Source organism: Pseudomonas sp. FG86 (genome assembly GCF_057808775.1).
In genome coordinates this window covers 65,690-86,878 of sequence record NZ_JBMDIS010000005.1, presented here as the reverse complement: position 1 = coordinate 86,878, position 21,189 = coordinate 65,690, and the positions used below count along the sequence as shown (strand labels likewise).

The window sequence follows — 21,189 nt, the reverse complement described above, 5'->3', positions numbered from 1 at the left end:
CAGGCAGAACTCATTGGCTGGTTTTGGGGCCGCTTCGCAGCCCAACGCGGGGCAAGCCCGCTCGCCACACAAGCCCTCTGGCCACAACAGGCCGACTCACCACCGATTTATGTTCGTCACCATGTTTTTGTATACGCCGGGTGAATGATCGTCGCAGTGGGAGAGGACTGGATTTATTCTCGATCCAACAACCACAAGATCGAGGTAGCCCATGCGTGAAGTAGTGATCGTCGACAGTGTGCGAACCGGCCTGGCCAAATCCTTTCGCGGCAAGTTCAACCAGACCCGCCCGGATGACATGGCGGCCCATTGCGTCAACGCGCTGCTGGCCCGCAACGGCATCGACCCGGCCACGGTGGAGGATTGCATCGTCGGCGCCGGCTCCAACGAGGGCGCCCAGGGCTACAACATCGGGCGCAACGTGGCGGTGCTTTCGCAATTGGGTACCGGCACGGCAGGGATGACGCTCAACCGCTTCTGTTCGTCGGGCCTGCAGGCGATCGCCATCGCCGCCAACCAGATCGCCTCGGGGTGCAGCGATATCATCGTGGCGGGCGGTGTCGAGTCGATCAGCCTGACCATGAAAAGCGTCAACACCGATAACCTCATCAACCCGCTGCTCAAGGCTCAGGTGCCGGGCATCTACTTCCCCATGGGCCAGACCGCTGAAATCGTCGCGCGCCGCTACAACGTGAGCCGCGAAGACCAGGACCTCTACGCCTTGCAAAGCCAGCAGCGCACGGCCCAGGCCCAGGCGGATGGCTTGTTCGATGATGAAATCGTGCCGATGGCGGTCAAGTACAGGGTCGAGGACAAGAACACTGGCGCCGTACAAATCCTCGACGGCGTCGTTGATCGCGATGACTGCAACCGCCCGGACACCACGTTGGCCAGCCTGTCTGGGTTGAAGCCGGTGTTTGCCGAAGACGGCTCGGTGACGGCGGGTAACTCGTCGCAGCTCTCCGATGGCGCCTCGATGACGCTGGTGATGAGCCTGGAGAAAGCCCTGGAACTGGGGCTCAAGCCCAAGGCGTTTTTCCGCGGTTTCACCGTGGCAGGTTGCGAGCCGGATGAGATGGGCATCGGCCCGGTGTTCTCGGTGCCCAAGCTGCTCAAGGCGCGAGGCCTGCAGGTGGCGGACATCGACCTGTGGGAACTCAACGAAGCCTTCGCTTCCCAATGCCTGTACGCGCGTAATCGCCTGGAAATTGATAACGACAAATACAACGTCAACGGCGGCTCGATCTCCATTGGCCACCCGTTCGGCATGACCGGCTCGCGCCAGGTCGGGCACCTGGTGCGTGAGCTGCAGCGGCGCAATTTGCGTTATGGCATCGTCACCATGTGCGTGGGCGGCGGCATGGGCGCCACGGGACTGTTCGAAGCCGTGCGCTGATAAGTGTGGGAGGGGGCTTGCCCCCGATGGCGGTGGTTCAGTTAAAGAAACTTGACTGACACACCGCCATCGGGGGCAAGCCCCCTCCCACAGGTAAGCAGCGCCATATCCCAATGCGTCCACTTGCCCCTAGAATGGCCGCTCCTCCACCTCTGGCATTTTCTGGGGCACTCATGCACATCTCTTCCGGCCGCTGGGTCTACGGTTTTTTCCTGACCCTGCTGACCGCGCTGCTCTGGGGCATTCTGCCGATCAAGCTCAAGCAAGTGTTGCAGGTGATGGACCCGATCACCGTCACCTGGTTTCGCCTGATGGTGGCCGGCAGTTGCCTCTTCGTGTACCTCGCCGCGACCAAGCGCCTGCCCAGTCGTAAAGTGCTCGGCCCCAAAGGCGGCTGGCTGGTGGCGATGGCCGTGTGCGGCCTGGTGGGCAACTACGTGTTGTACCTGGTGGGCCTGAAACTGCTCAGCCCCGGCACCGCGCAGTTGGTGGTGCAGATGGGACCGATCTTCCTGATGATCGCCAGCGTGTTTGTGTTCAAGGAACGTTTCAGCGTGGGTCAGAGCGTGGGCCTGGTGGTGCTGATCGTCGGCTTCGGTCTGTTCTTCAACCAACGCCTGGAGGAACTGCTGACGTCCCTCGGCGCTTATACCGCCGGTGTGCTGACGATCCTGCTCGCCACGTCGATCTGGGTGTTCTACGCCTTGGGCCAGAAGCAGTTGCTGACCGTCTGGAATTCGCTGCAAGTGATGATGGTGATCTACCTGTCGTGCGCCGTGCTGCTGACGCCTTGGGCGCATCCGCTGGAGGCCCTGCAACTGAGCCCGCTGCAAGGCTGGCTGTTGCTGGCGTGTTGCATGAACACACTGGTGGCCTACGGCGCATTTGCCGAAGCCCTGGCCCACTGGGAAGCCTCGCGGGTGAGTGCAACCCTGGCGCTGACGCCGTTGGTGACCTTTGTCGCGGTGGCGTTGGCGGCGTGGCTGTGGCCCAACTATGTGCAGGCCGAAGAGATCAATGCCTTGGGCTATTTCGGCGCGTTGGTGGTGGTCATGGGGTCGGCGGCGGTTGCGCTGGCGCCGTCGTTGCTCGCCGGGCTCAAGGCCCGGCGGCTACGCATGGCGTCTTAGGCGCCCAGCATGTTTTCCGGGCGTACCCACTGGTCGAACTCTGCGTCGGTGAGGTAGCCCAGGTCCAGCGCCGCTTCCCGAAGGGTCAATCCTTCGGCGTAGGCCTTCTTGGCGATCTCTGCTGACTTGTCATAGCCGATGTGCGGGTTGAGCGCCGTGACCAGCATCAGCCCGCGCTCCAGGTGCTCGGCCATTTGTTCGGCGTCGGGCTCCAGGCCGGCGATGCAGTGCTCCTGGAAGTTATTGCAGCCGTCGGCCAACAGGCGGATCGATTCCAGCAGGTTGTGGATGATCACCGGCTTGTACACGTTCAACTGCAAATGCCCTTGGCTCGCCGCGATGCCGATGGTCACGTCATTGCCCAGTACTTGGCAGGCCAGCATGGACAGCGCTTCGCACTGGGTCGGGTTGACCTTGCCGGGCATGATCGAGCTGCCCGGTTCGTTGGCTGGCAGTTTGACTTCCGCCAGCCCGGCGCGGGGGCCGGAGCCGAGCAGGCGCAGGTCGTTGGCGATTTTCATCAGGGCCACGGCCAGGGTTTTCAGCGCACCGTGCAAGGTCACCAGGGGTTCGTGTCCGGAGAGGGCGGCGAATTTGTTGGGGGCGGTCACGAACGGTAAGCCCGACAGCGCCGCCAGCTCGGCGGCAATCGCTTCGCCAAAGCCATGGGGCGAGTTGAGCCCGGTGCCCACGGCCGTGCCGCCCTGGGCCAGCTCGCAGACCTGGGGCAGGGCGCTGCGGATCGCGCGCTCGGCGTAATCAAGCTGGGCGATAAACGCCGACAGTTCCTGGCCAAAGGTGATCGGCGTGGCATCCATCATATGAGTGCGACCGGTCTTCACCAGCTTCATATGCCGTGCCGACAGTTCCGCCAGGCCGCCGGACAGGTGGGTGATCGCCGGCAGCAATTGCTGGTTGACCGCCTGAACCGCCGCGATGTTCATGGCGGTGGGGAAGCAGTCGTTGGAACTCTGGGAGCGGTTGACGTGATCGTTGGGGTGTACGGGGCTCTTGCCGCCACGGGTCTTGCCCGACAGCTCGTTGGCGCGGCCGGCGATCACTTCGTTGGCGTTCATGTTGCTTTGGGTGCCGCTGCCGGTTTGCCACACCACCAAGGGGAATTGGTCGTCATGTTGGCCGGCCAGTACTTCGTCGGCGGCTTGTTCGATCAAGCGGGCGATATCGGCGGGCAGGTCGCCATTGCGGTCGTTGACCCGGGCAGCGGCCTTTTTGATCAAGGCCAGGGCGTGCAGGACCGCCAGGGGCATGCGCTGTTCGCCGATAGCGAAGTTCACCAGCGAACGTTGGGTCTGGGCGCCCCAGTAAGCGTCATCCGGGACTTGGACTTCTCCCAGGCTGTCGGTTTCGATACGGCTCATCGGGCACACTCCTTCAGGTTCGTTTGCGCAGTTTAGGCTGTGATCGGCCCGGGGGGTTCCCTAAAAGACTTTTCATCGGATTCATTCACGGCAATCCGCGCCCGCTAAGGCTCGGGGTTGAGCCGGGGCGTTTTTTAGGCGCAGAATGGGCGCCCTTGGGGTCTTACCTCGCCTGCTAGAAAAGGAAACTCGATGACTCGTCTTCGTGCCATCTGTACCGCGGTTGCTCTGGTTTGCGCCAGCGGCCAGGTTTTTGCCGATACCGCCAGCCACAACGCCAGTGCCGAAGCCTTCCTTACCCTGGCCCACGCTGACAAGCTGGGGACCCCGGTGTACATGCAAGTGCAGCAAATGTTCGCCCAGCGTTTCGAACAGACCAAGGCGCCTGCCGCCAAACAGTCCGTACTGGACAGCTACCAGGCCAAGGCCAATGCTGCCCTGGACCAAGCCATCGGCTGGCCGAAACTGAAGCCGGACATGGTCAAGCTCTACACCAGCAACTTCAGCGAATCCGAGCTCAAGGACCTGGTTGCGTTCTACCAGTCGCCACTGGGCAAGAAAGTCCTGGAGAAAATGCCGCAGCTGACCCAGCAATCGGCCCAGATGACCCAGGCCAAACTGGAAAGCGCCGTGCCGGTGGTGAACAAGCTGTTGGAAGACATGACCAACGAGCTGACGCCTAAAGCCGCCGCACCGGCCAAGAAGAAGTAAGCAGGAATGACCATGCAACAGCGTATCGAAACGGCACTTGCCGCCCTGGCCCCGGAGCACTTGAGCGTGCTGGACGAAAGCCATATGCACAGCCGTGGGTTGCAGACCCACTTCAAGGCCGTGCTGGTCAGCCAGCAGTTCGAGGGGCTCAACCGCGTCAAGCGCCACCAGAAGGTCTACGCCACCCTGGGTGACCTGATGAGCGAGTTTCATGCGCTGGCGCTGCATACCTACACGCCCGCAGAGTGGGCGAAAATCGACGCAGCCCCGGCCTCGCCGACCTGCGCCGGCGGCCATAGCTGATGACCGGGTGTCTCTGACACCTGGCATTTGCTAGAATCCGCAACGCGCCGCTTAGCCGGCGCGTTTTTTTTGCATCCGGTTCACCCCTTACGAGGGTAGCCACCTGGAGAGAACACCCATGACTCAACCGATTGTCGTGGCGGCACTGTATAAGTTCGTCACCCTCGAAGATTACGTTGCGCTGCGCGAGCCCCTGTTGCAGGCGATGGTCGACAATGGCATCAAAGGCACCTTGCTGATCGCCGAAGAAGGCATCAACGGTACGGTTTCCGGCAGCCGCGAAGGCATTGATGGCCTGATGGCCTGGCTCAAGAACGACCCGCGCATGGACGACATCGACCACAAAGAGTCGTACTGTGACGAGCAGCCGTTCTACCGCACCAAGGTCAAGCTCAAGAAAGAGATCGTGACCCTGGGCGTCGAAGGCGTCGACCCGAACAAGAAGGTCGGCACCTACGTCGATCCGCAGGACTGGAACGCGCTGATCAGCGACCCCGAGGTGTTGTTGATCGACACCCGTAACGACTACGAAGTGTCCATCGGCACTTTTGAAGGCGCGATCGACCCGAAAACCACCAGTTTTCGCGAATTTCCCGACTATATCAAAGCCAACTTCGACCCGGCCAAGCACAAGAAGGTCGCCATGTTCTGCACCGGCGGCATTCGTTGCGAAAAGGCCTCGAGCTACATGCTCAGTGAAGGCTTCGATGAGGTCTACCACCTCAAGGGCGGCATCCTGAAGTACCTCGAAGAGGTGCCGCAGGCAGAGACCAAATGGCAGGGCGACTGCTTTGTGTTCGACAATCGCGTCACCGTGCGCCACGACTTGAGCGAAGGCGACTACGATCAATGTCATGCCTGCCGCACACCGGTGAGCGTGCAAGACCGCGCATCCGAGCACTATGTGGCGGGCATCAGTTGCCCACATTGCTGGGATAAGCTGCCGGAGAAAACCCGTCGCAGCGCGATCGACCGGCAAAAGCAGATTGAGTTGGCCAAGGCCCGCAATATGCCGCACCCGATCGGCTTCAACTACAAGCAAACTCCTTCCGAGGCCTGAGCCATGTCCGCGCGCCTGCTCTATGTAATGGATCCTATGTGTTCCTGGTGCTGGGGCTTTGCCCCGGTGGCGCAGGCGCTGGTTGAGCAGGCCCAGGCGGCCGGCGTGGAGCTGCACCTGGTGGTGGGCGGCTTGCGCACCGGCAGCGGCGCGGCGCTGGAGCCGACGACCCGGCGCTATATCCTGGAACACTGGCAGGCGGTCACCGACGCCACCGGGCAGACGTTCACGTTCGAAGGCGCGCTGCCCGACGGTTTTGTCTACGACACGGAGCCGGCGTGCCGTGCGATTGTCACTGCGCGCAGCCTGGCGCCGGATTGCGCGTGGAAACTGCTGGGCCTGATCCAGCATGCATTTTATGTCGAGGGGCGCGATGTGACCCTCGCCAGTGTGCTGGTGGAACTGGCCGAGGAGGCCGGTATCCCGCGTATCGAGTTTGCCGGCGCTTTTGACCGCGCCGAGCAGCATGCCGCTACCGCCGCCGATTTCACCTGGGTACAGGACCTGGGGATCGCCGGTTTCCCGACGCTGCTGGCCGAGCGCAATGGCCAGTTGGCGTTGCTGACCAATGGCTACCAGCCGCTCTCCGAGCTGTCGCCTCTGCTCGCCCGATGGCTGGAGCGAGCTGCCTGTGCATGATCAGCCCGACCTAACGCCCACCCCTCGTGTCGACCGCTTGACCTGGGCGGAGATCCGCCGCCTGGCCCTGCGTCACAAGAAATCCCTGTGGATCGCCAACGGTGTCGCCGTCTTGGCGACCCTATGCAGCGTGCCTATTCCGCTGCTGTTGCCGCTGTTGGTCGACGAAGTGCTGTTGGGCCACGGCGATGCCGCGCTCAAGGTGATGAACCACGCGTTGCCCCTGGGTTGGCAAAAGGCCGCTGGGTATATCGGCTTGATGCTGCTGGTGACCCTGGCCCTGCGCTGTGGTGCGCTGGTATTCAACGTGGTGCAGGCGCGTTTGTTTGCCCGGCTGGCCAAGGACATCGTCTACCGCATCCGCGTGCGCCTGATCGAACGGCTCAAGCGTATTTCCCTGGGGGAATACGAAAGCCTGGGCAGCGGCACGGTCACCACGCACCTGGTCACCGACCTGGATACGTTGGACAAGTTCGTCGGTGAAACCCTCAGCCGTTTCCTGGTGGCGATGCTCACCCTGGTGGGTACGTCGGCCATCCTGGTGTGGATGCATTGGCAACTGGCGCTGCTGATCCTGTTGTTCAACCCGCTGGTGATCTACGCCACGGTGCAGCTGGGCAAGCGCGTCAAACACCTGAAGAAACTGGAAAACGACAGCACCTCGCGCTTTACCCAGGCGCTGACCGAAACCCTCGATGCCATTCAGGAAGTGCGCGCCGGTAACCGCCAGGGCTTTTTCCTCGGGCGCCTCGGCCAGCGTGCCCAGGAAGTGCGGGACTACGCCATCCACTCCCAGTGGAAAACCGACGCCTCCAGCCGCGCCAGTGGCTTGCTGTTCCAATTCGGCATCGACATCTTCCGTGCGGCAGCGATGCTGACGGTGCTGTTCTCCGACCTCTCCATCGGCCAGATGCTCGCGGTATTCAGCTACCTGTGGTTCATGATCGGCCCGGTGGAGCAGTTATTGAACCTGCAATACGCCTACTACGCGGCGGGCGGGGCGCTGACGCGGATCAACGAACTGCTGGCACGCGCCGATGAGCCGCAATATGCCGGCGGCCAGGACCCGTTTGCCGGGCGCGAGACGGTCGGCCTTGAAGTGCGCGGCCTCACGTTCGGGTATGGCGAGGAACGGGTGCTCGATCAATTGAACCTGGCCATCGAGCCGGGGGAGAAGGTGGCAATCGTCGGCGCCAGTGGCGGCGGCAAAAGTACCCTGGTGCAACTGCTGCTGGGGCTCTACACGCCGCAAGCTGGCAGCATTCGTTTTGGCGGCGCCACCCAGCAGGAAATCGGCCTGGAGACCATTCGCGAGAACGTCGCGGTGGTGTTGCAACACCCGGCGCTGTTCAACGATACCGTGCGGGCCAACTTGACGATGGGTCGCAGCCGCACGGACCAGGCGTGCTGGCAGGCCCTAGAAATCGCCCAGTTGGATGCGACCGTCAAGGCGCTGCCCATGGGTTTGGATAGTATCGTCGGTCGCTCAGGCGTGCGCTTCTCCGGCGGGCAGCGGCAACGCCTGGCGATTGCGCGCATGGTGTTGGCCGAGCCGAAAGTGGTGATCCTGGATGAAGCCACCTCTGCCCTGGACGCCGCCACCGAGTACAACCTGCATCAGGCGTTGGCGCGGTTTCTCAGTGGCCGTACTACACTGATCATTGCCCACCGCTTGTCAGCAGTGAAGCAGGCAGACCGGGTGTTGGTGTTCGATGGTGGGCATATCGCCGAAGATGGCGACCATCAGCAACTGATCGCCGACGGCGGCCTGTACGCCAAACTTTACGGGCACCTGCAACAAGTGCGTTGATTTAGCCTACGCTGTGCTATCAGGAGCGGATGTTCGCGTGCGTTTTCAGCTGTGCATGTGCAAGGGACTTCATGAAGCAAAAGCGGACTCTCGGAACGCCACGGTTGTTGGGCATTGTCTGGCCATTTATCGCCGTCGTGCTGTTCCAGGCATTGTTGGGCAGTGTCAGTCTCTACGTACTCTCGGCCGTGCGTGGTTATGTGGCCGGCGAAAGCCTGTGGTCAAAAGGCCAGAAGGACGCCATCTACTACCTGACCCTGTACGCCGACAATCGTGACGAAGCCACCTTCCTCAAATACCAGCAGGCCATCGCCGTGCCCCAGGGCGGGCATGAGCTGCGTATCGCCCTGGACCGGCCCACACCCGATCTCTCCGCCGCACGCCTGGGGATCCTCAAGGGGGGCAACCACCCGGATGATGTCTCCAGCCTGATCTGGTTGTACCTCAACTTTCGCCATTTCAGTTACCTGGAAAAAGCCATCGAGTTGTGGACCGTGGGGGATGGCTACCTGGTGCAACTGGATGACCTGGCCCAGACGATGCACCGCGCAATCACCACCCACCAGGTCAGCGGCGACGCTGTGCGGCAATGGAAAGCCCAGATCTTTGCCATCAACGACGGCGTGACGCCGGCGGCCAAGGCGTTCAGTGATGCCCTGGGCGAAGGTTCGCGATTTATCCTGCGGCTGTTGATGATTACCAACCTGGCCACGGCCCTGGGCCTGATCGCCCTGGCTTTGCTGCGCACCCATAAGTTACTGCGCCAGCGTCATGCGTTCGCCGATGCCCTGGAATTGGAAAAGGAGCGGGCGCAGATCACTCTGGAATCGATCGGGGACGGGGTGATCACCACTGATGTCAATGGTGCCATTGCCTACATGAACCCGGCGGCCGAGGCGCTGACCCACTGGAAATCGTCCCAGGCCCAGGGCCTGCCCCTGGCTTCGCTGTTCAATTTGCTGGATGAAGACGCCCAGCCCGATGGATTTACCCTGATCGAACACATCACCAAAGGCCAGCTCAGCGGTGGCAGTGAACACTCCAAAACCATTCAGCGCCTGGACGGCAGCACGGTCTCGGTGACCCTGGTGGGCGCGCCGATCCGTAGCGCCGGCAAGGTCAGCGGGGCGGTGCTGGTGCTGCACGACATGACTCAGGAGCGCCAGTACATTGCCAATCTGTCGTGGCAAGCCACCCACGATGCCCTGACCGGCCTGGCCAACCGCCGCGAATTCGAATTCCGCCTGGAGCAGGTGTTGCAACAGGCCGCGCGCCAGCAAAGTGGGCGCCACGCCTTGATGTTCCTCGACCTGGACCAGTTCAAGCTGGTCAACGATACCTGCGGGCATGCGGCAGGCGACGAACTGCTGCGCCACATCTGCGCCTTGTTGCAATCGGACCTGCGGGAGGGTGACACGCTGGCGCGACTGGGCGGCGATGAGTTCGGTATTTTGCTGGAGAACTGCCCGGCGCCGGTGGCGGAAAAAATCGCCGAAAGCCTGCGCCATACCGTGCAAAGCCTGCATTTTGTGTGGAAGGGGCGGCCGTTCATGACCACGGTCAGCATTGGCCTGGTGCACCTCTCACACGCGCCGACCACCTTGGAGACATCGCTGCGGGCCGCCGATATGGCGTGCTACATGGCCAAGGAAAAGGGCCGCAACCGCGTGCAGGTCTACCATGCCGATGACTCTGAGCTGTCCTTGCGTTTCGGCGAGATGGCCTGGGTGCAGCGCCTGCACATGGCCCTGGAAGAAAACCGTTTCTGCCTGTATGCCCAGGAAATCGCAGCCTTGGGCCATACGGACCCCGGTAACGGACATATCGAGGTCCTCCTGCGCCTGCATGATGAGGCCGGTCGGATCATTCTGCCGGACAGCTTTATCCCGGCAGCCGAACGTTACGGCCTGATGACCTCGCTGGATCGCTGGGTGGTTGAGAACGTGTTCAAGATCATCGCCCGCTGCATGCATGAGCGTCCGGGCCAGCCCATGGCCATGTGTGCGATTAATCTGTCGGGAATAACCATTGGCGATGACGATTTCCTAGGGTTTCTACGTGACAAATTCGCGGCTTACAGCATTCCTGCGGAAATGATTTGTTTTGAAATAACTGAGACCAGCGCTATTGCCAATTTGGGTAGTGCAATTCGCTTTATTAATGAACTCAAAGCGTTAGGTTGCCATTTTTCACTCGACGACTTTTGTGCCGGAATGTCCTCATTCGCTTATCTGAAACATTTACCTGTAGACTTCCTGAAGATCGATGGAAGTTTCGTAAAGGATATGCTGGACGACCCGATTAACCGCGCCATGGTCGAAGTGATCAATCACATCGGCCACGTCATGGGTAAGCGCACAATTGCCGAGTTTGTTGAAACACCGCTCATTGAACAGGCGTTACTCGAGATTGGTGTGGATTACGCTCAGGGCTACGTGATTGAACGCCCGCAGTTGTTTACCCCTGATAGCTTGCAGTGTCGACCTGTGCGGCCGCAGCCCCTGTTATTCAAGGCGCCCGGCACATTCCGCTGAAACATTTGCTGGTCTGTACAATCACACTTAAAAAGGAGCCTTACAGTGATCGACACCTTCAACCGAACCGGCCCGCTTATGGAAGCCTCAAGTTACCCCGCCTGGGCACAACGACTGATCCAGGACTGTAGTGAGAGCAAGCGCCGAGTTGTCGAGCACGAACTGTACCAGCGCATGCGTGATAACACGCTCAGCGCCAAGACCATGCGCCATTACCTTATTGGTGGCTGGCCAGTGGTTGAACAGTTTGCCTTGTACATGGCACAGAACCTCACCAAAACCAAGTTTGCCCGTCATCCTGGAGAGGACATGGCGCGGCGGTGGCTGATGCGCAACATTCGCGTGGAACTGAACCACGCCGACTATTGGGTGCATTGGGCCCGCGCCCATGGCGTCAGCCTCGAAGAGTTGCAAGCGCAGAACGTACCGCCGGAGTTGCATGCGCTGAGCCATTGGTGCTGGCACACCAGCTCGGCCGATTCGCTGATCGTGGCGATTGCCGCGACCAACTACGCGATCGAGGGGGCGACCGGGGAGTGGTCCGCGGTGGTATGTTCCACCGGCGTCTACGCTGCCGCCTTCCCCGAGGAAGACCGCAAGCGTGCGATGAAATGGCTGAAGATGCATGCCCAGTACGATGACGCCCACCCGTGGGAAGCACTGGAAATCATCTGCACCCTGGCCGGGATGAACCCGACCAAGGCGCTGCAGGCAGAGCTGCGCCAGGCCGTGTGCAAGAGCTACGACTACATGTACCTGTTCCTGGAAAGCTGCATGCGCCTGGAGAAAGACAAACCTGCGGTCATGGCGGTGCGTGAACGCCCGGTTCGCGTGGCCAGCGAAGCATAAGGTCAGCGTGATGGCGGGGTCATTACCCCGCCATTGCCAAGCGGTTACGGCCTTCGCGCTTGGCCACGTACAGCGCATTGTCGGCCCGGCGCAACAGGCTGTCGGCAGACTCACCCGCCAACAAGGTCGAGCAGCCCAGGCTCACCGTCAATTCGATGCGTAGGTCATCCGCCCAGTAGTCCTGGGCCTGCGTCGCCTGGCGCAGACGCTCGCCAACCATCGCCGCGGCATCCCGGCCGGTGTTGGACAGCAGGATCAGAAACTCTTCCCCGCCAAACCGAAACACCATGTCCACGTTACGCAACTGGGCCTTGATCGCTGCGGCGACCGCGCGCAGCACGTTATCGCCGGCCGCATGCCCATGGGTGTCGTTGATCTGTTTGAAGTGATCGATGTCCAGCATCAGCAACGACAACGGGTTCAGGTGCCGCCGCGCCATATCGATTTCCCGTTGCAGGGTCTGGTCCATGGCGACGCGGTTACCGGTCTGGGTCAGCGGGTCGCGTAGCGCACTGCGGGTGGCGGCGCGGTAGAGCAGGGCGTTGCGCATCGGGTAGAGCAGGGTGGCCAGCAGGGATTCGAGTTGGCTCAGCTCTTCTTCCACCAAGCGTTGGTTGCGGCGGAACACCAGTTCACCCAAGTGCTCGCCTTCGTGACTGAGGGCATAACTGACCGAATGATGGCCGCGATGACCAAACTCCAGGCGCAGATCACTGGCCTGGTGGCGGTACAGCAGGGCATCAAGGGGTACCAGACGCTGGATCTCGCGAAAGAACAGGCCGAGGATACGCTCCGGTTCCAGGCTGATCTGCAATTGCTGACCCAGTTGCTGGCGAAGCTGGACAATAGTGGTGGGGCGGCGCGGCAGAGAGGTTGGCTGGCCAAAGCCCAGGCGTTGCAATTTGGCCGTGTCGAAGTCGATTGCGTGGGTCTGGGTGGGTGTTTTCATAAGCAATCGGCCTCTAAGCACTTAGCTGTCTTACAGGCTCGATGAGAGTGGCGAGTGCCAAGCGTCTTACTGTTCCTTCAGTTCCGTAAAACATTGGAAACAGTTTAGACCGCTTTGTCATGGGTTATAACCCTTGGGTACTGCCGCACGTCTTGTCATCGCTTAACCTGCGTGGGAAGGGTTAGAGCGAGATTCATGCCACTTCGTTTAACTTAATTAAACTCCTTATAAATCAATGGCTGTTTTTAACACGCAAAACAGCCATTGCCGTATGACGCCGGTTATTTGGCAGGCTGAACCAGCGTGCTGGGGTCAATCTGGTCGATCGAGGTGACGCCCGTCAGCGTCATGGCCACGCGCATCTCCTTGGCGAAGATATCCAGCAGGTTCTCCACGCCAGACTGGCCCTCGGCGGCCAGTGCATACGCCGTCGAGCGTCCCAGCAGGCAAGCCTTGGCCCCCAGGGCGAGCATGCGCACCACGTCGAGCCCGGAGCGAATGCCGGAGTCCACCAGCACCGTCAAGTCATCGCCCACTGCCTGGGCAATCGGTGGCAACGCCTTGGTGGTGGACAGCACGCCATCCAGCTGACGCCCGCCGTGGTTGGACACCACGATGCCATCGGCGCCGAAACTCACCGCATCCTTGGCGTCCTGCGGGTCGAGGATGCCCTTGATGATCATCGGGCCTTTCCAGAATTCGCGAATCCACTCCAGGTCTTTCCAACTGATCGAGGGGTCGAAATTGTTCGCCAGCCAGCCCACGTAATCTTCCAGGGTGGTGGGTTTGCCCAAGTACGTGGAGATATTGCCCAGATCGTGAGGGCGGCCGAGCAAGCCGACATCCAATGCCCATTGCGGTTTGGTCACGGCCTGCAACATCCGCCGCGTCGATGCATACGGCCCGGACATGCCCGAGTGCGCATCGCGGTAGCGTGCGCCTGGGGTGGGCATGTCGACGGTGAACACCAGAGTTGTCACGCCGGCGGCCTGTGCCCGTTCCAGGGCATTGCGCATAAAACCGCGATCCTTGAGCACATAGAGCTGGAACCAGATCGCTTGCGGGCTCTGGGAGGCCACTTCTTCAATCGAACACACCGACACCGTCGATAAGCAAAACGGGATGCCTTTGTTCGCCGCTGCCTTGGCGGCCTGCACTTCTCCGCGTCGCGCGTACATACCGGTCAGGCCCACTGGGCTGAGGATGACGGGCATAGCCAGTTCCTGGCCGAAGACGCGGGTCTTCAAACTCAAGTTATCAACGTTGCGCAAGATGCGCTGGCGCAGGCCGATCTCGGCCAGGTCCGAGCCGTTGGCGCGCATTGTGTGCTCGGCGTAGGCGCCACCATCGATATAGTCGAACAGAAAGCGCGGCAGCTTGCGCTTGGCGGCTGCGCGGTAATCGGCAGCAGACGAGATGATCATTTAGGGTGACTCCACGGGCAAGGTGGCGCCACGATAAGCAAACATCTGGCATGATAAAAACAACTTTTATCACTACTACCCAGTCGCTAAAGGAATGCTGATGAACCTGCGCACATTGCGTGCCTTTGTCGAAGTGGTGCGCCAGGGAGGGTTCTCCCAAGCGGCCGATGTGGTGTCCCTGACCCAATCCACGGTGAGCAAGGCGGTCAAGACCCTGGAGGAGGAACTCGGCGCGCCACTGCTCAATCGCCTTGGCCACCGGAACGAACTCACCGCCGCCGGCGAAATTGCCTACCGCCGTGCCCTGGTGCTGCTTGCCGAGCACCATGACCTCGTTGCCGAGATCAACGACTTGCGCGGCCTCAAGCGCGGTGTGCTGCGCATCGGCCTGCCGCCGGTAGGATGTGGCGTGCTGTTCGCGGCGATGTTCACCACCTATCGCAGTCGCTATCCAGACATCGATATCGAACTGACCGAGCACGGCAGCAAGACACTGCGCGAATGCCTGGAAGCCGGTGAGGTCGACCTGGCGGCCCTGCTGCTGCCGGTGGACGAGGGGTTCGATTACCAGCCCGTGCGTCATGAACCGTTGATGGCGGTACTGCCCATCAGCCACTCATTGGCACAGCACACTCGCATCGATTTCACCGACCTGGCGGATTCACCCTTCATCCTGTTCGAAGCCGGCTTCGCCCTGAACGCATTGATCATGGCTGCCTGCGAGCGCAAGGGCGTAACGCCCCGAGTCACCGCCCGCAGTGGCCAGATCGACTTTATCGTCGACCTGGTAGCGGCCGGCCTGGGCGTCGCGTTCCTGCCCCGCATGCTGGCGCACAAGCACCAACACGCCGGCATCGCCTTGATCCCCCTGGACGAGCCCCACACCGACTGGCACATCGCCCTGGCTTGGCGCGCCAGTGCCCACCTGCCACCGGCGGCACGCGCCTGGCTGGATTTGGCCAAGGAAATGGCCAGCCCGACGCAGTAGGACGTCACCGGTCATCCGAATGAAACCGGCCAAATGCTACGTAATGCTTGACTTCTCCTTTTCAATCAGTAACATACGGCGCATTCCGCGATAGCTCAGTTGGTAGAGCAAATGACTGTTAATCATTGGGTCCCTGGTTCGAGTCCAGGTCGTGGAGCCAGATAGAGAAAGCCTGCAGCGATGCAGGCTTTTTTTTGCCTTGGATTTCTCCAGGGTGATCAAAGCGCACAGCGTGACCAGCATGACGCCGTCTCTAATCCTACGATTCAGAGGTCAGTATCATGAAAGTCGCAGCAGTCGTTTCAACCAAAGGCGGGCCGGGTAAGACCACGGTTGGCGCCAATCTAGGTGCGTTCTGCGCCGACGCAGGTGTTCGAACCCTGCTTATCGATCTTGATAATCAGCCGTCACTGTCCTCGCCGCTGTTCAAACGTATTTGCTGACTTTGTGAATCGTGTTGTCTTATCGATCTCGATGGGTCAGGACTTGGAGCCCGCGCCCATCTCGGAAGCCCGTGCCAGTGCTTGCGTGTCGACATACTCCCGGATGTTCGCCAGCTTTCCATTTCGCACGGTAATGGCGAAGACCCAATCGTCCTCCCACGTTTTATTCGTGGCTTTGATTCTCCCCTTCGCGAAGCCGACGACCAGAACGCGATCTTCCTGCGCCACGTACGCGTGGAACTCCATGACGGAGGTTTCCATCGTTTCGCAAGCCTTATGAAGCAGATCTGCCAATCCCGCGTGCCCGCGATACGTGCCAGCCAGCGGCCAGTTCTCGCCCGGAATGATCCATTCAATAGCTTCGCAAGTCAGCGCCAGCAGACCTTGCCTATCGCTGCGGCCCATTGCGGTGAAGAAGTCCTTAACCACCTGGACATTCCTTTGTGTGTTCATAGATAGCTTTCCGTTTCTCTCGCATCTGATCGCATCCGTTCTGATCAGATACCTTGTGGACCTGCCGGTGAGGGGCGTGGTGTAGGAGTCTCAGCCGATATCGACTTTCAACGCGATGTCCCAAGTGCCGGCGCCGTTTTTGGCCAGGCCGATCATCATCAGGCCGAGCGCTTCGAGCGTCTGGGCCATGTTCAGGCCACCGACATCCAATGGACGTAGCCCGAGACTTTCGAGGAACGTTGAAACGCGCGCCTTGGCCTGCAAATCGTCGGCAGCGATGAACGCGTCGAGTGGGCCTCCCTTGGCAAGGACGTGGCCGAAAAGGGTGTTGAATGCCTTCACGACATGCGCGCTGGCGGGGGCGAGCCTGGCGATCTCCTGCGCACCAGAACTGCCGGCGGGAGAGACGAGGCCCGTGAGGTCCGGCGAGGCCGTGTTGGTGATGTCGATGATCACCTTGCCATCCAGCGCATCCCCATAATCGGCCACCACCGACGCCGCGCCGGTGTATGGCACGGCGAGGATGACGATGTTGCCGGCGGGCGCGGCCCCATAGGTGCCTGTGGTCGCGCCAGCTGCGAGCTTGTCGACCAGCGCCTGCGCCTTGGCAGGGTCGCGGCTGACCACCTCGACGGTGTATCCAGCTTTGGCGGCACGACCGGCGATGGCCGCCGCCATGCCTCCTGAACCAATGATGCTGATAGTGCCCATGTGTATCTCCAAATGAGTCGGGGTCTTGCCCGCAGTCTCTGAACAGGCTTCGCCCGGTGAATATCCCGTGGGTGCCGGGCTTGTTGCGACCCGGCGAACAGCCTCAGCTCACTCAGGCGACAGGGAAGTAGTGGCCGTTGTCCATATCGGCAAACAGGCCGGGCTGCGTGGGTGTCCAGCCGAGCATCTGGCGCGTGATAGCGTTTGACGCCGGGGTATCCAGCGTCACCAGGTTCGCGAGGAAACCGAAGAAACCCGGCCCCATCATCACGTCCGCAGGAATGGGCACGACGGGAAGGTTCAGGCGGCTGCCAATGGCCTGCGCGATCTCGCGATACGGGATAGCCCCTTCAGCAACCGCATGCCAGGACCTGCCAGCGGGACTCTTCTCCAGCGCCAGGCGGAACAGGGTAGCGAGGTCGCGGGCATGCACTGCCGCCCACCGGTTGGAGCCGTCGCCAGGGTAGCCAACGACGCCCTTTTCCTTTGCTTGCCCGATGAGGACCTGAAGGAATCCGGCCTTGTCGGTTGGGCTGTGCATGATTTCAGAAATGCGCACGACCGAAGACCGCACGCCCCGCTCTGCGAGACCGATTGCAGTCAACTCCACGATGTTCCGAACCCGCAGCGAGCCCTTGTATTGATCGCCAACTGGAGAAAGAGCTGGGTCCTCCTCGGTTGCCGGTCGGCTCTGGACTGGCCCAGGAACCGGCCAACCCTCGTTAGTCGGCGAACCGATGCTGCCCGACACGACCAGCGGCTTTCCCGTTCCAGCCAGTGCATCACCGTATGCGAGCATGATCTGAACCTCCGCTGCGGCAACAGCGTCGATCCCACCGACCGGCAGCAGATCTTGTCGGTGCGCGACGTGGATTACGCCGTCGGCGGCTGCAGCCGCCTCCTTGAGCTGCTCGAGATCATCGAGATCACCGCGACGCACCTTTGCGCCGAGCGCAGTGATCGCCGCCGCCGCGCTGTCCGACCGGGCCAAAGCGGTGACCTCGTGGCCGGCAGCGATGAGGTCGGAGATGATGTACGGACCGGAATGGCCGGTCCCGCCAGTGACGAAAACGCGCATGTTGGTGTTCCTTGTAAGTGAGATGAAAAAAAGGGTGCTGCGGGTGCACTCAGCCGAGAAGGCTGACGCCGATTGAGAAGTGGGTGTGCTATGAAGACGGGGTTTTGACCTGTCAGGGCTTCACGAACCGAAAGACGAAGCGATCGGTCTCGCCCTTGATGGCGGGATCGAACACCTTGATCGAGTGCGGATCGTCCTTGTTCGCGAGCAGGGTGCTTTGCTCATCGAGTACAAAGCCGGCCGCTTCCACCTCCTCGCGAACGGATGCGGGCTCAACCCGATGCAGCGGCTGCGCATCGTTCACGCCCGCCCCGATGGCCGCGGCGTGGTCGATGATGACGTAGGACCCACCAGGCTTCAGCCGCTCATAGACGGCTCGATTGAAGTCGGCGGCCGTGGCGCCCCTGGCCTGCATCAGCGCGGTGTGCAGATCGTGGTAGAACAGGTGCAGCCACAGGACATCCGCTGGTTGCGTGACCTCCGTCATCGCGGTGAGGTCGGCGCAGACGGCTTCGACATTCTCCCGACCTGGCTCCTTCGCGAGCGCCTGCATGCTACCGAGCGGATCGCTCTTGAAGTGGGCGACTTCGGCCGGCACGAAGCTGTAGACCCGTCCTTCTCGTCCCACGGTGTCGGAGAACAGACGGGTCCACTCACCGTTGCCTGGGTAAACGTCGATGACGGTTGAGCCTGCAGAGACGCGTGCGAACCGGAGCAACTCGGATAATTGGGTTGTGTCGTACATGGGAATCTCCTTTACGGCTGGGTATTCGCGCTCAATGTCCTATCCATGCTGGGCGCTTCACTTGCAAAAAGCAAGTGAATGGCGGGAGTTTACTTGCACCATGCAAGCGATGTTAAGATCCCGCCATGAAAACCACATCTAAAGAAGACATTCGGTCCCATTGCGCAGTGAACTATGGCGTAGAGATCTTCGGCGACCGATGGTCGCTATTGATCATTCGCGACATCGTTTTTGCGGGTAAGAAGACCTATGGCCAGTTCCTGAAATCGGAGGAAGGCATCGCGTCCAATGTCCTTGCGTCCCGCCTCGCCTTCCTTGAAGGGCAAGGAATTCTCTCGAAGGCCCCCAACCCCGACGACAGGCGCAAGGATTTCTACACGCTGACAGAGAAAGGCCTGGACCTCATTCCCATCGTGCTCAACATCGTCCTTTGGAGCGCGAAGCACGATTCGAAGTCGTACGCACGGGACCTCGAGGAATTCGTGACCCGATTAACGCAAGACCCTACGCAGGTAAGCGAAGAGTTGAAGGCGCTGGTCCGCAATGGCGGATGCATGTTTCCTGAGAGCGAGCGATGAGCTAGAGGCAAGCACGCCCTGTCATGTTGCATGAACGATGTGCGCTCACCATCGGCTACACGGTGTAGGGGATGCAGGTGCCGACCGTGCCGCATGAAGCCTTTGAGTGGGATTCTGTGATTTCTTGCTTAAGTACATGATGTTAAACAGCTTAATTTTTCAGGCTGAAACTGATCATGTGTCGCAGCTGAACAAAGTTATACATTTAATTGACGCCACTAAAACGCCACCATAAGATCGCCGCAAATTGATGGCACAGTGCCATGTAGAGGGATCTAGCAATGTGGCGTTCGGTACCCCGGACCAGGCTCAGTCTGCTGTCCGCTTTTTTTTGCCTGGGCTTCGCCGGGACGGCTCAAGGTGCGACCCCGCAGGATACGCCGGGCGTCACTGATCTGATCCGTGATCGTCAGGATCGCCTGCTCGAAGAGCAACAGCGCCGCCTCGAAGAACTCAAGGACCTGCCCGGCAAAGCCGCCGCGCCTGCCAAACCGACGGCGCCGGCGGACACCCGCTGCTTCGCCATCAACACCATCGAACTCATCGGCGCCGACGCGCTGTCCGAAGGCGAGCGTGATCGCCTGCTCAAGCCCTATATCGGCCAGTGCCTCGGTGTACCGCAGCTCAATGATCTGCTCAAGGTCATCACCGACTACTACCTGGCCAAAGGTCTGGTCACCAGTCGCGCCTACCTGCCGCAACAGAACCTCTCCAGCGGCAATCTCAAAGTGCAGGTGGTGGAAGGGCGTCTGGAAGGCATGAAGGGCGCCGAGGGCAGCGGTATCACCGATCGCCAGCTGTTTATGAGCTTCCCAGGCAAACCAGGCGCTCTGCTCAACCTGCGCGAGATCGAGCAGATGGTCGACCAACTGAACCGCCTGCCATCGAACCAGACGCAGATGGAGTTGGCCCCCGGCAAGGAAGTGGGAGGCAGCGAAGTGCTGGTCAAAAACACCCCGCAGAAACCCTGGCGCGTCGGCCTGTCACGCCACAATGGCGGCCAACGCAGCACCGGTGAACAGCAGTGGGGCGCCAGCCTCGATTGGGACAATCCGCTGGGCCTGGCCGACCAACTCTCGCTGCGCGGCGGCCACGATGCGATCAGCGATCACCAGAAAACCTCGCGTAACTCGATGCTCAACTACAGCCTGCCGTTCGGCTGGTGGAACCTCAATTACACCTACAGCGAAAGCGAATACCGCTCGCTGGCCCAGGCCAGCGGCTTCAACTTCAAGCAATCGGGCGACAGCCAAAACCACCAACTGCGCCTGGAGCGGGTGATCCACCGCGACGCCCTGAGCAAAACCTCCCTGAGCACCGGTGTGGCCTACCTGCGCACCAACAATTTCATCGAAGACAGCAAACTCGCCCTGAGCAGCAACCGCCTCAGCGAAGCCCAATTTGGCATCAACCACGGTCGACGCATTGGCGGTTCGTTCCTCAACATCGACCTGGGCATGCAGGACGGCATCGGCGCCTTCGACGCCCAGGCCAACCACAACCCACGCCCCGGCCAGGCCGATGCGCGCTACCGCAAATACACCGCGACCCTGAGCTACCTGTACCCGTTCAAGCTATGGGACGAGTCGTTCAGTTTCAGCAGCCTGATGACCGGCCAGCGCAGCGAAGACGTGCTGTTCAGCCCGCAACGCATGAGCCTGGGCGGGCAGTCGTCGATTCGTGGCTACAAGGATCAAAGCCTGTCCGGCGACAGCGGCGGCTACTGGCGCAACGACCTGCGCTGGAGCCGCCCGGTGACCTGGGCCTGGATGCAGCCGGTGTTCAGCGAATACGGCACCAGCCTCGGCTACGACCAGGGCGTGATCAGCCATGGCCGCTACAACGCCGAACAGCACGGGCGCATGACCAGCAACTCCGTGGACTTGTTCGCGCGCGGCCAGAACGTCGCCGCCACGGTGACCTTTGCACACTCTTTGGAACGCCCGGGGCCGATCACTGAACGTGAAGCGCCGATCTATTTCCGCCTGGATTTCTTTCTTTAAATTTTT

Annotated in this window: 19 protein-coding genes, 1 tRNA gene and 1 pseudogene; 14 read left to right on the top strand and 7 right to left on the bottom strand. The window is 60.9% G+C overall.

Features of this window, described 5'->3' with window-relative positions; genetic code table 11:
* Positions 1 to 211 precede the first annotated feature (211 nt).
* Entirely contained in the window at positions 212 to 1,396 is a 1,185-nt protein-coding gene (locus ACODSV_RS04905) for a thiolase family protein (protein ID WP_150056204.1), read from the top strand.
* 173 nt (positions 1,397 to 1,569) lie between these two features.
* A complete protein-coding gene (locus tag ACODSV_RS04900; RefSeq protein ID WP_024076610.1) occupies positions 1,570 to 2,526 on the top strand; it encodes a DMT family transporter in 957 nt (318 codons plus the stop codon).
* On the opposite strand, the gene ACODSV_RS04895 is transcribed toward ACODSV_RS04900, so the two are convergent.
* Positions 2,523 to 3,905, bottom strand: coding sequence for a class II fumarate hydratase (locus tag ACODSV_RS04895; RefSeq protein ID WP_454843331.1), 1,383 nt, complete (start codon positions 3,903 to 3,905; stop codon positions 2,523 to 2,525). The genes ACODSV_RS04900 and ACODSV_RS04895 overlap by 4 nt on opposite strands.
* A gap of 192 nt (positions 3,906 to 4,097) precedes the next feature.
* Between ACODSV_RS04895 and ACODSV_RS04890 the strand changes: the two genes are divergently transcribed.
* The 7 genes from ACODSV_RS04890 (at position 4,098) to ACODSV_RS04860 (ending at position 11,811) form a co-directional block, all read left to right on the top strand.
* Complete coding sequence (locus ACODSV_RS04890; protein ID WP_010567461.1) at positions 4,098 to 4,616, top strand: DUF2059 domain-containing protein; 519 nt, start codon at positions 4,098 to 4,100, stop codon at positions 4,614 to 4,616.
* Positions 4,617 to 4,622: 6 nt separating this feature from the next.
* On the top strand, positions 4,623 to 4,919 hold the full coding sequence (locus tag ACODSV_RS04885) for a BolA family protein (protein ID WP_150055084.1): 297 nt from the start codon (positions 4,623 to 4,625) through the stop codon (positions 4,917 to 4,919).
* A gap of 118 nt (positions 4,920 to 5,037) precedes the next feature.
* The gene (gene trhO, locus ACODSV_RS04880; protein ID WP_024076607.1) at positions 5,038 to 5,979 is read left to right on the top strand and encodes an oxygen-dependent tRNA uridine(34) hydroxylase TrhO; all 942 of its coding nucleotides are present in this window, start codon (positions 5,038 to 5,040) and stop codon (positions 5,977 to 5,979) included.
* Between the two features lie 3 nt (positions 5,980 to 5,982).
* On the top strand, positions 5,983 to 6,618 hold the full coding sequence (locus ACODSV_RS04875) for a DsbA family protein (RefSeq protein WP_024076606.1): 636 nt from the start codon (positions 5,983 to 5,985) through the stop codon (positions 6,616 to 6,618).
* A complete protein-coding gene (locus ACODSV_RS04870) occupies positions 6,611 to 8,428 on the top strand; it encodes an ABC transporter ATP-binding protein (RefSeq protein WP_069076148.1) in 1,818 nt (605 codons plus the stop codon). Before ACODSV_RS04875 ends, ACODSV_RS04870 begins: the two co-directional genes overlap by 8 nt.
* Before the next feature lie 71 nt (positions 8,429 to 8,499).
* The gene (locus ACODSV_RS04865; protein ID WP_150095469.1) at positions 8,500 to 10,962 is read left to right on the top strand and encodes an EAL domain-containing protein; all 2,463 of its coding nucleotides are present in this window, start codon (positions 8,500 to 8,502) and stop codon (positions 10,960 to 10,962) included.
* A 78-nt stretch (positions 10,963 to 11,040) separates the two neighbouring features.
* Complete coding sequence (locus ACODSV_RS04860; RefSeq protein ID WP_205896045.1) at positions 11,041 to 11,811, top strand: iron-containing redox enzyme family protein; 771 nt, start codon at positions 11,041 to 11,043, stop codon at positions 11,809 to 11,811.
* Positions 11,812 to 11,833: 22 nt separating this feature from the next.
* On the opposite strand, the gene ACODSV_RS04855 is transcribed toward ACODSV_RS04860, so the two are convergent.
* Together ACODSV_RS04855 and lldD are read right to left on the bottom strand one after the other, a co-directional pair.
* Positions 11,834 to 12,760: a GGDEF domain-containing protein gene (locus ACODSV_RS04855; RefSeq protein ID WP_150095468.1), complete on the bottom strand. Its 927-nt coding sequence runs from the start codon at positions 12,758 to 12,760 to the stop codon at positions 11,834 to 11,836.
* Between the two features lie 281 nt (positions 12,761 to 13,041).
* Positions 13,042 to 14,184, bottom strand: coding sequence for an FMN-dependent L-lactate dehydrogenase LldD (gene lldD / locus ACODSV_RS04850; protein ID WP_150056160.1), 1,143 nt, complete (start codon positions 14,182 to 14,184; stop codon positions 13,042 to 13,044).
* A gap of 100 nt (positions 14,185 to 14,284) precedes the next feature.
* Here lldD and ACODSV_RS04845 point away from each other — a divergent pair, with 100 nt between their 5' ends.
* The 3 genes and pseudogenes from ACODSV_RS04845 to ACODSV_RS04835 all read left to right on the top strand — a co-directional run.
* A complete protein-coding gene (locus ACODSV_RS04845) occupies positions 14,285 to 15,172 on the top strand; it encodes a LysR family transcriptional regulator (RefSeq protein WP_150056161.1) in 888 nt (295 codons plus the stop codon).
* Positions 15,173 to 15,256: 84 nt separating this feature from the next.
* Positions 15,257 to 15,332 (top strand) — tRNA-Asn (locus tag ACODSV_RS04840).
* Between the two features lie 121 nt (positions 15,333 to 15,453).
* Positions 15,454 to 15,591 (top strand): annotated as a pseudogene (locus ACODSV_RS04835) (ParA family protein); the annotation flags it as partial.
* Positions 15,592 to 15,651: 60 nt separating this feature from the next.
* Here the strand turns inward: ACODSV_RS04835 and ACODSV_RS04830 are convergent.
* The 4 genes from ACODSV_RS04830 to ACODSV_RS04815 form a co-directional block, all read right to left on the bottom strand.
* A complete protein-coding gene (locus tag ACODSV_RS04830; RefSeq protein ID WP_150055480.1) occupies positions 15,652 to 16,068 on the bottom strand; it encodes a nuclear transport factor 2 family protein in 417 nt (138 codons plus the stop codon).
* 90 nt (positions 16,069 to 16,158) lie between these two features.
* On the bottom strand, positions 16,159 to 16,779 hold the full coding sequence (locus ACODSV_RS04825) for an NADPH-dependent F420 reductase (RefSeq protein ID WP_150055481.1): 621 nt from the start codon (positions 16,777 to 16,779) through the stop codon (positions 16,159 to 16,161).
* Between the two features lie 112 nt (positions 16,780 to 16,891).
* On the bottom strand, positions 16,892 to 17,857 hold the full coding sequence (locus ACODSV_RS04820) for an SDR family oxidoreductase (protein ID WP_150095594.1): 966 nt from the start codon (positions 17,855 to 17,857) through the stop codon (positions 16,892 to 16,894).
* A 112-nt stretch (positions 17,858 to 17,969) separates the two neighbouring features.
* Positions 17,970 to 18,602 (bottom strand): class I SAM-dependent methyltransferase, encoded by a 633-nt coding sequence (locus ACODSV_RS04815; protein ID WP_150055483.1) that lies wholly within the window; start codon positions 18,600 to 18,602, stop codon positions 17,970 to 17,972.
* A 125-nt stretch (positions 18,603 to 18,727) separates the two neighbouring features.
* Here ACODSV_RS04815 and ACODSV_RS04810 point away from each other — a divergent pair, with 125 nt between their 5' ends.
* The gene (locus ACODSV_RS04810; RefSeq protein WP_150296174.1) at positions 18,728 to 19,180 is read left to right on the top strand and encodes a winged helix-turn-helix transcriptional regulator; all 453 of its coding nucleotides are present in this window, start codon (positions 18,728 to 18,730) and stop codon (positions 19,178 to 19,180) included.
* A 281-nt stretch (positions 19,181 to 19,461) separates the two neighbouring features.
* Entirely contained in the window at positions 19,462 to 21,183 is a 1,722-nt protein-coding gene (locus ACODSV_RS04805; protein WP_454843333.1) for a ShlB/FhaC/HecB family hemolysin secretion/activation protein, read from the top strand.
* Positions 21,184 to 21,189: the final 6 nt, after the last annotated feature.

Excerpts from the sequence above, each read along its gene's own strand:
- ACODSV_RS04905 (WP_150056204.1), top strand. The coding sequence starts at position 212 with ATGCGTGAAGTAGTGATCGTCGACAGTGTGCGAACCGGCCTGGCCAAA.
- ACODSV_RS04900 (WP_024076610.1), top strand. The coding sequence starts at position 1,570 with ATGCACATCTCTTCCGGCCGCTGGGTCTACGGTTTTTTCCTGACCCTG.
- ACODSV_RS04895 (WP_454843331.1), bottom strand. The coding sequence starts at position 3,905 with ATGAGCCGTATCGAAACCGACAGCCTGGGAGAAGTCCAAGTCCCGGAT.
- ACODSV_RS04890 (WP_010567461.1), top strand. The coding sequence starts at position 4,098 with ATGACTCGTCTTCGTGCCATCTGTACCGCGGTTGCTCTGGTTTGCGCC.
- ACODSV_RS04885 (WP_150055084.1), top strand. The coding sequence starts at position 4,623 with ATGACCATGCAACAGCGTATCGAAACGGCACTTGCCGCCCTGGCCCCG.
- trhO (WP_024076607.1), top strand. The coding sequence starts at position 5,038 with ATGACTCAACCGATTGTCGTGGCGGCACTGTATAAGTTCGTCACCCTC.
- ACODSV_RS04875 (WP_024076606.1), top strand. The coding sequence starts at position 5,983 with ATGTCCGCGCGCCTGCTCTATGTAATGGATCCTATGTGTTCCTGGTGC.
- ACODSV_RS04865 (WP_150095469.1), top strand. The coding sequence starts at position 8,500 with ATGAAGCAAAAGCGGACTCTCGGAACGCCACGGTTGTTGGGCATTGTC.
- ACODSV_RS04860 (WP_205896045.1), top strand. The coding sequence starts at position 11,041 with ATGGAAGCCTCAAGTTACCCCGCCTGGGCACAACGACTGATCCAGGAC.
- ACODSV_RS04855 (WP_150095468.1), bottom strand. The coding sequence starts at position 12,760 with ATGAAAACACCCACCCAGACCCACGCAATCGACTTCGACACGGCCAAA.
- lldD (WP_150056160.1), bottom strand. The coding sequence starts at position 14,184 with ATGATCATCTCGTCTGCTGCCGATTACCGCGCAGCCGCCAAGCGCAAG.
- ACODSV_RS04845 (WP_150056161.1), top strand. The coding sequence starts at position 14,285 with ATGAACCTGCGCACATTGCGTGCCTTTGTCGAAGTGGTGCGCCAGGGA.
- ACODSV_RS04830 (WP_150055480.1), bottom strand. The coding sequence starts at position 16,068 with ATGAACACACAAAGGAATGTCCAGGTGGTTAAGGACTTCTTCACCGCA.
- ACODSV_RS04825 (WP_150055481.1), bottom strand. The coding sequence starts at position 16,779 with ATGGGCACTATCAGCATCATTGGTTCAGGAGGCATGGCGGCGGCCATC.
- ACODSV_RS04820 (WP_150095594.1), bottom strand. The coding sequence starts at position 17,857 with ATGCGCGTTTTCGTCACTGGCGGGACCGGCCATTCCGGTCCGTACATC.
- ACODSV_RS04815 (WP_150055483.1), bottom strand. The coding sequence starts at position 18,602 with ATGTACGACACAACCCAATTATCCGAGTTGCTCCGGTTCGCACGCGTC.
- ACODSV_RS04810 (WP_150296174.1), top strand. The coding sequence starts at position 18,728 with ATGAAAACCACATCTAAAGAAGACATTCGGTCCCATTGCGCAGTGAAC.
- ACODSV_RS04805 (WP_454843333.1), top strand. The coding sequence starts at position 19,462 with ATGTGGCGTTCGGTACCCCGGACCAGGCTCAGTCTGCTGTCCGCTTTT.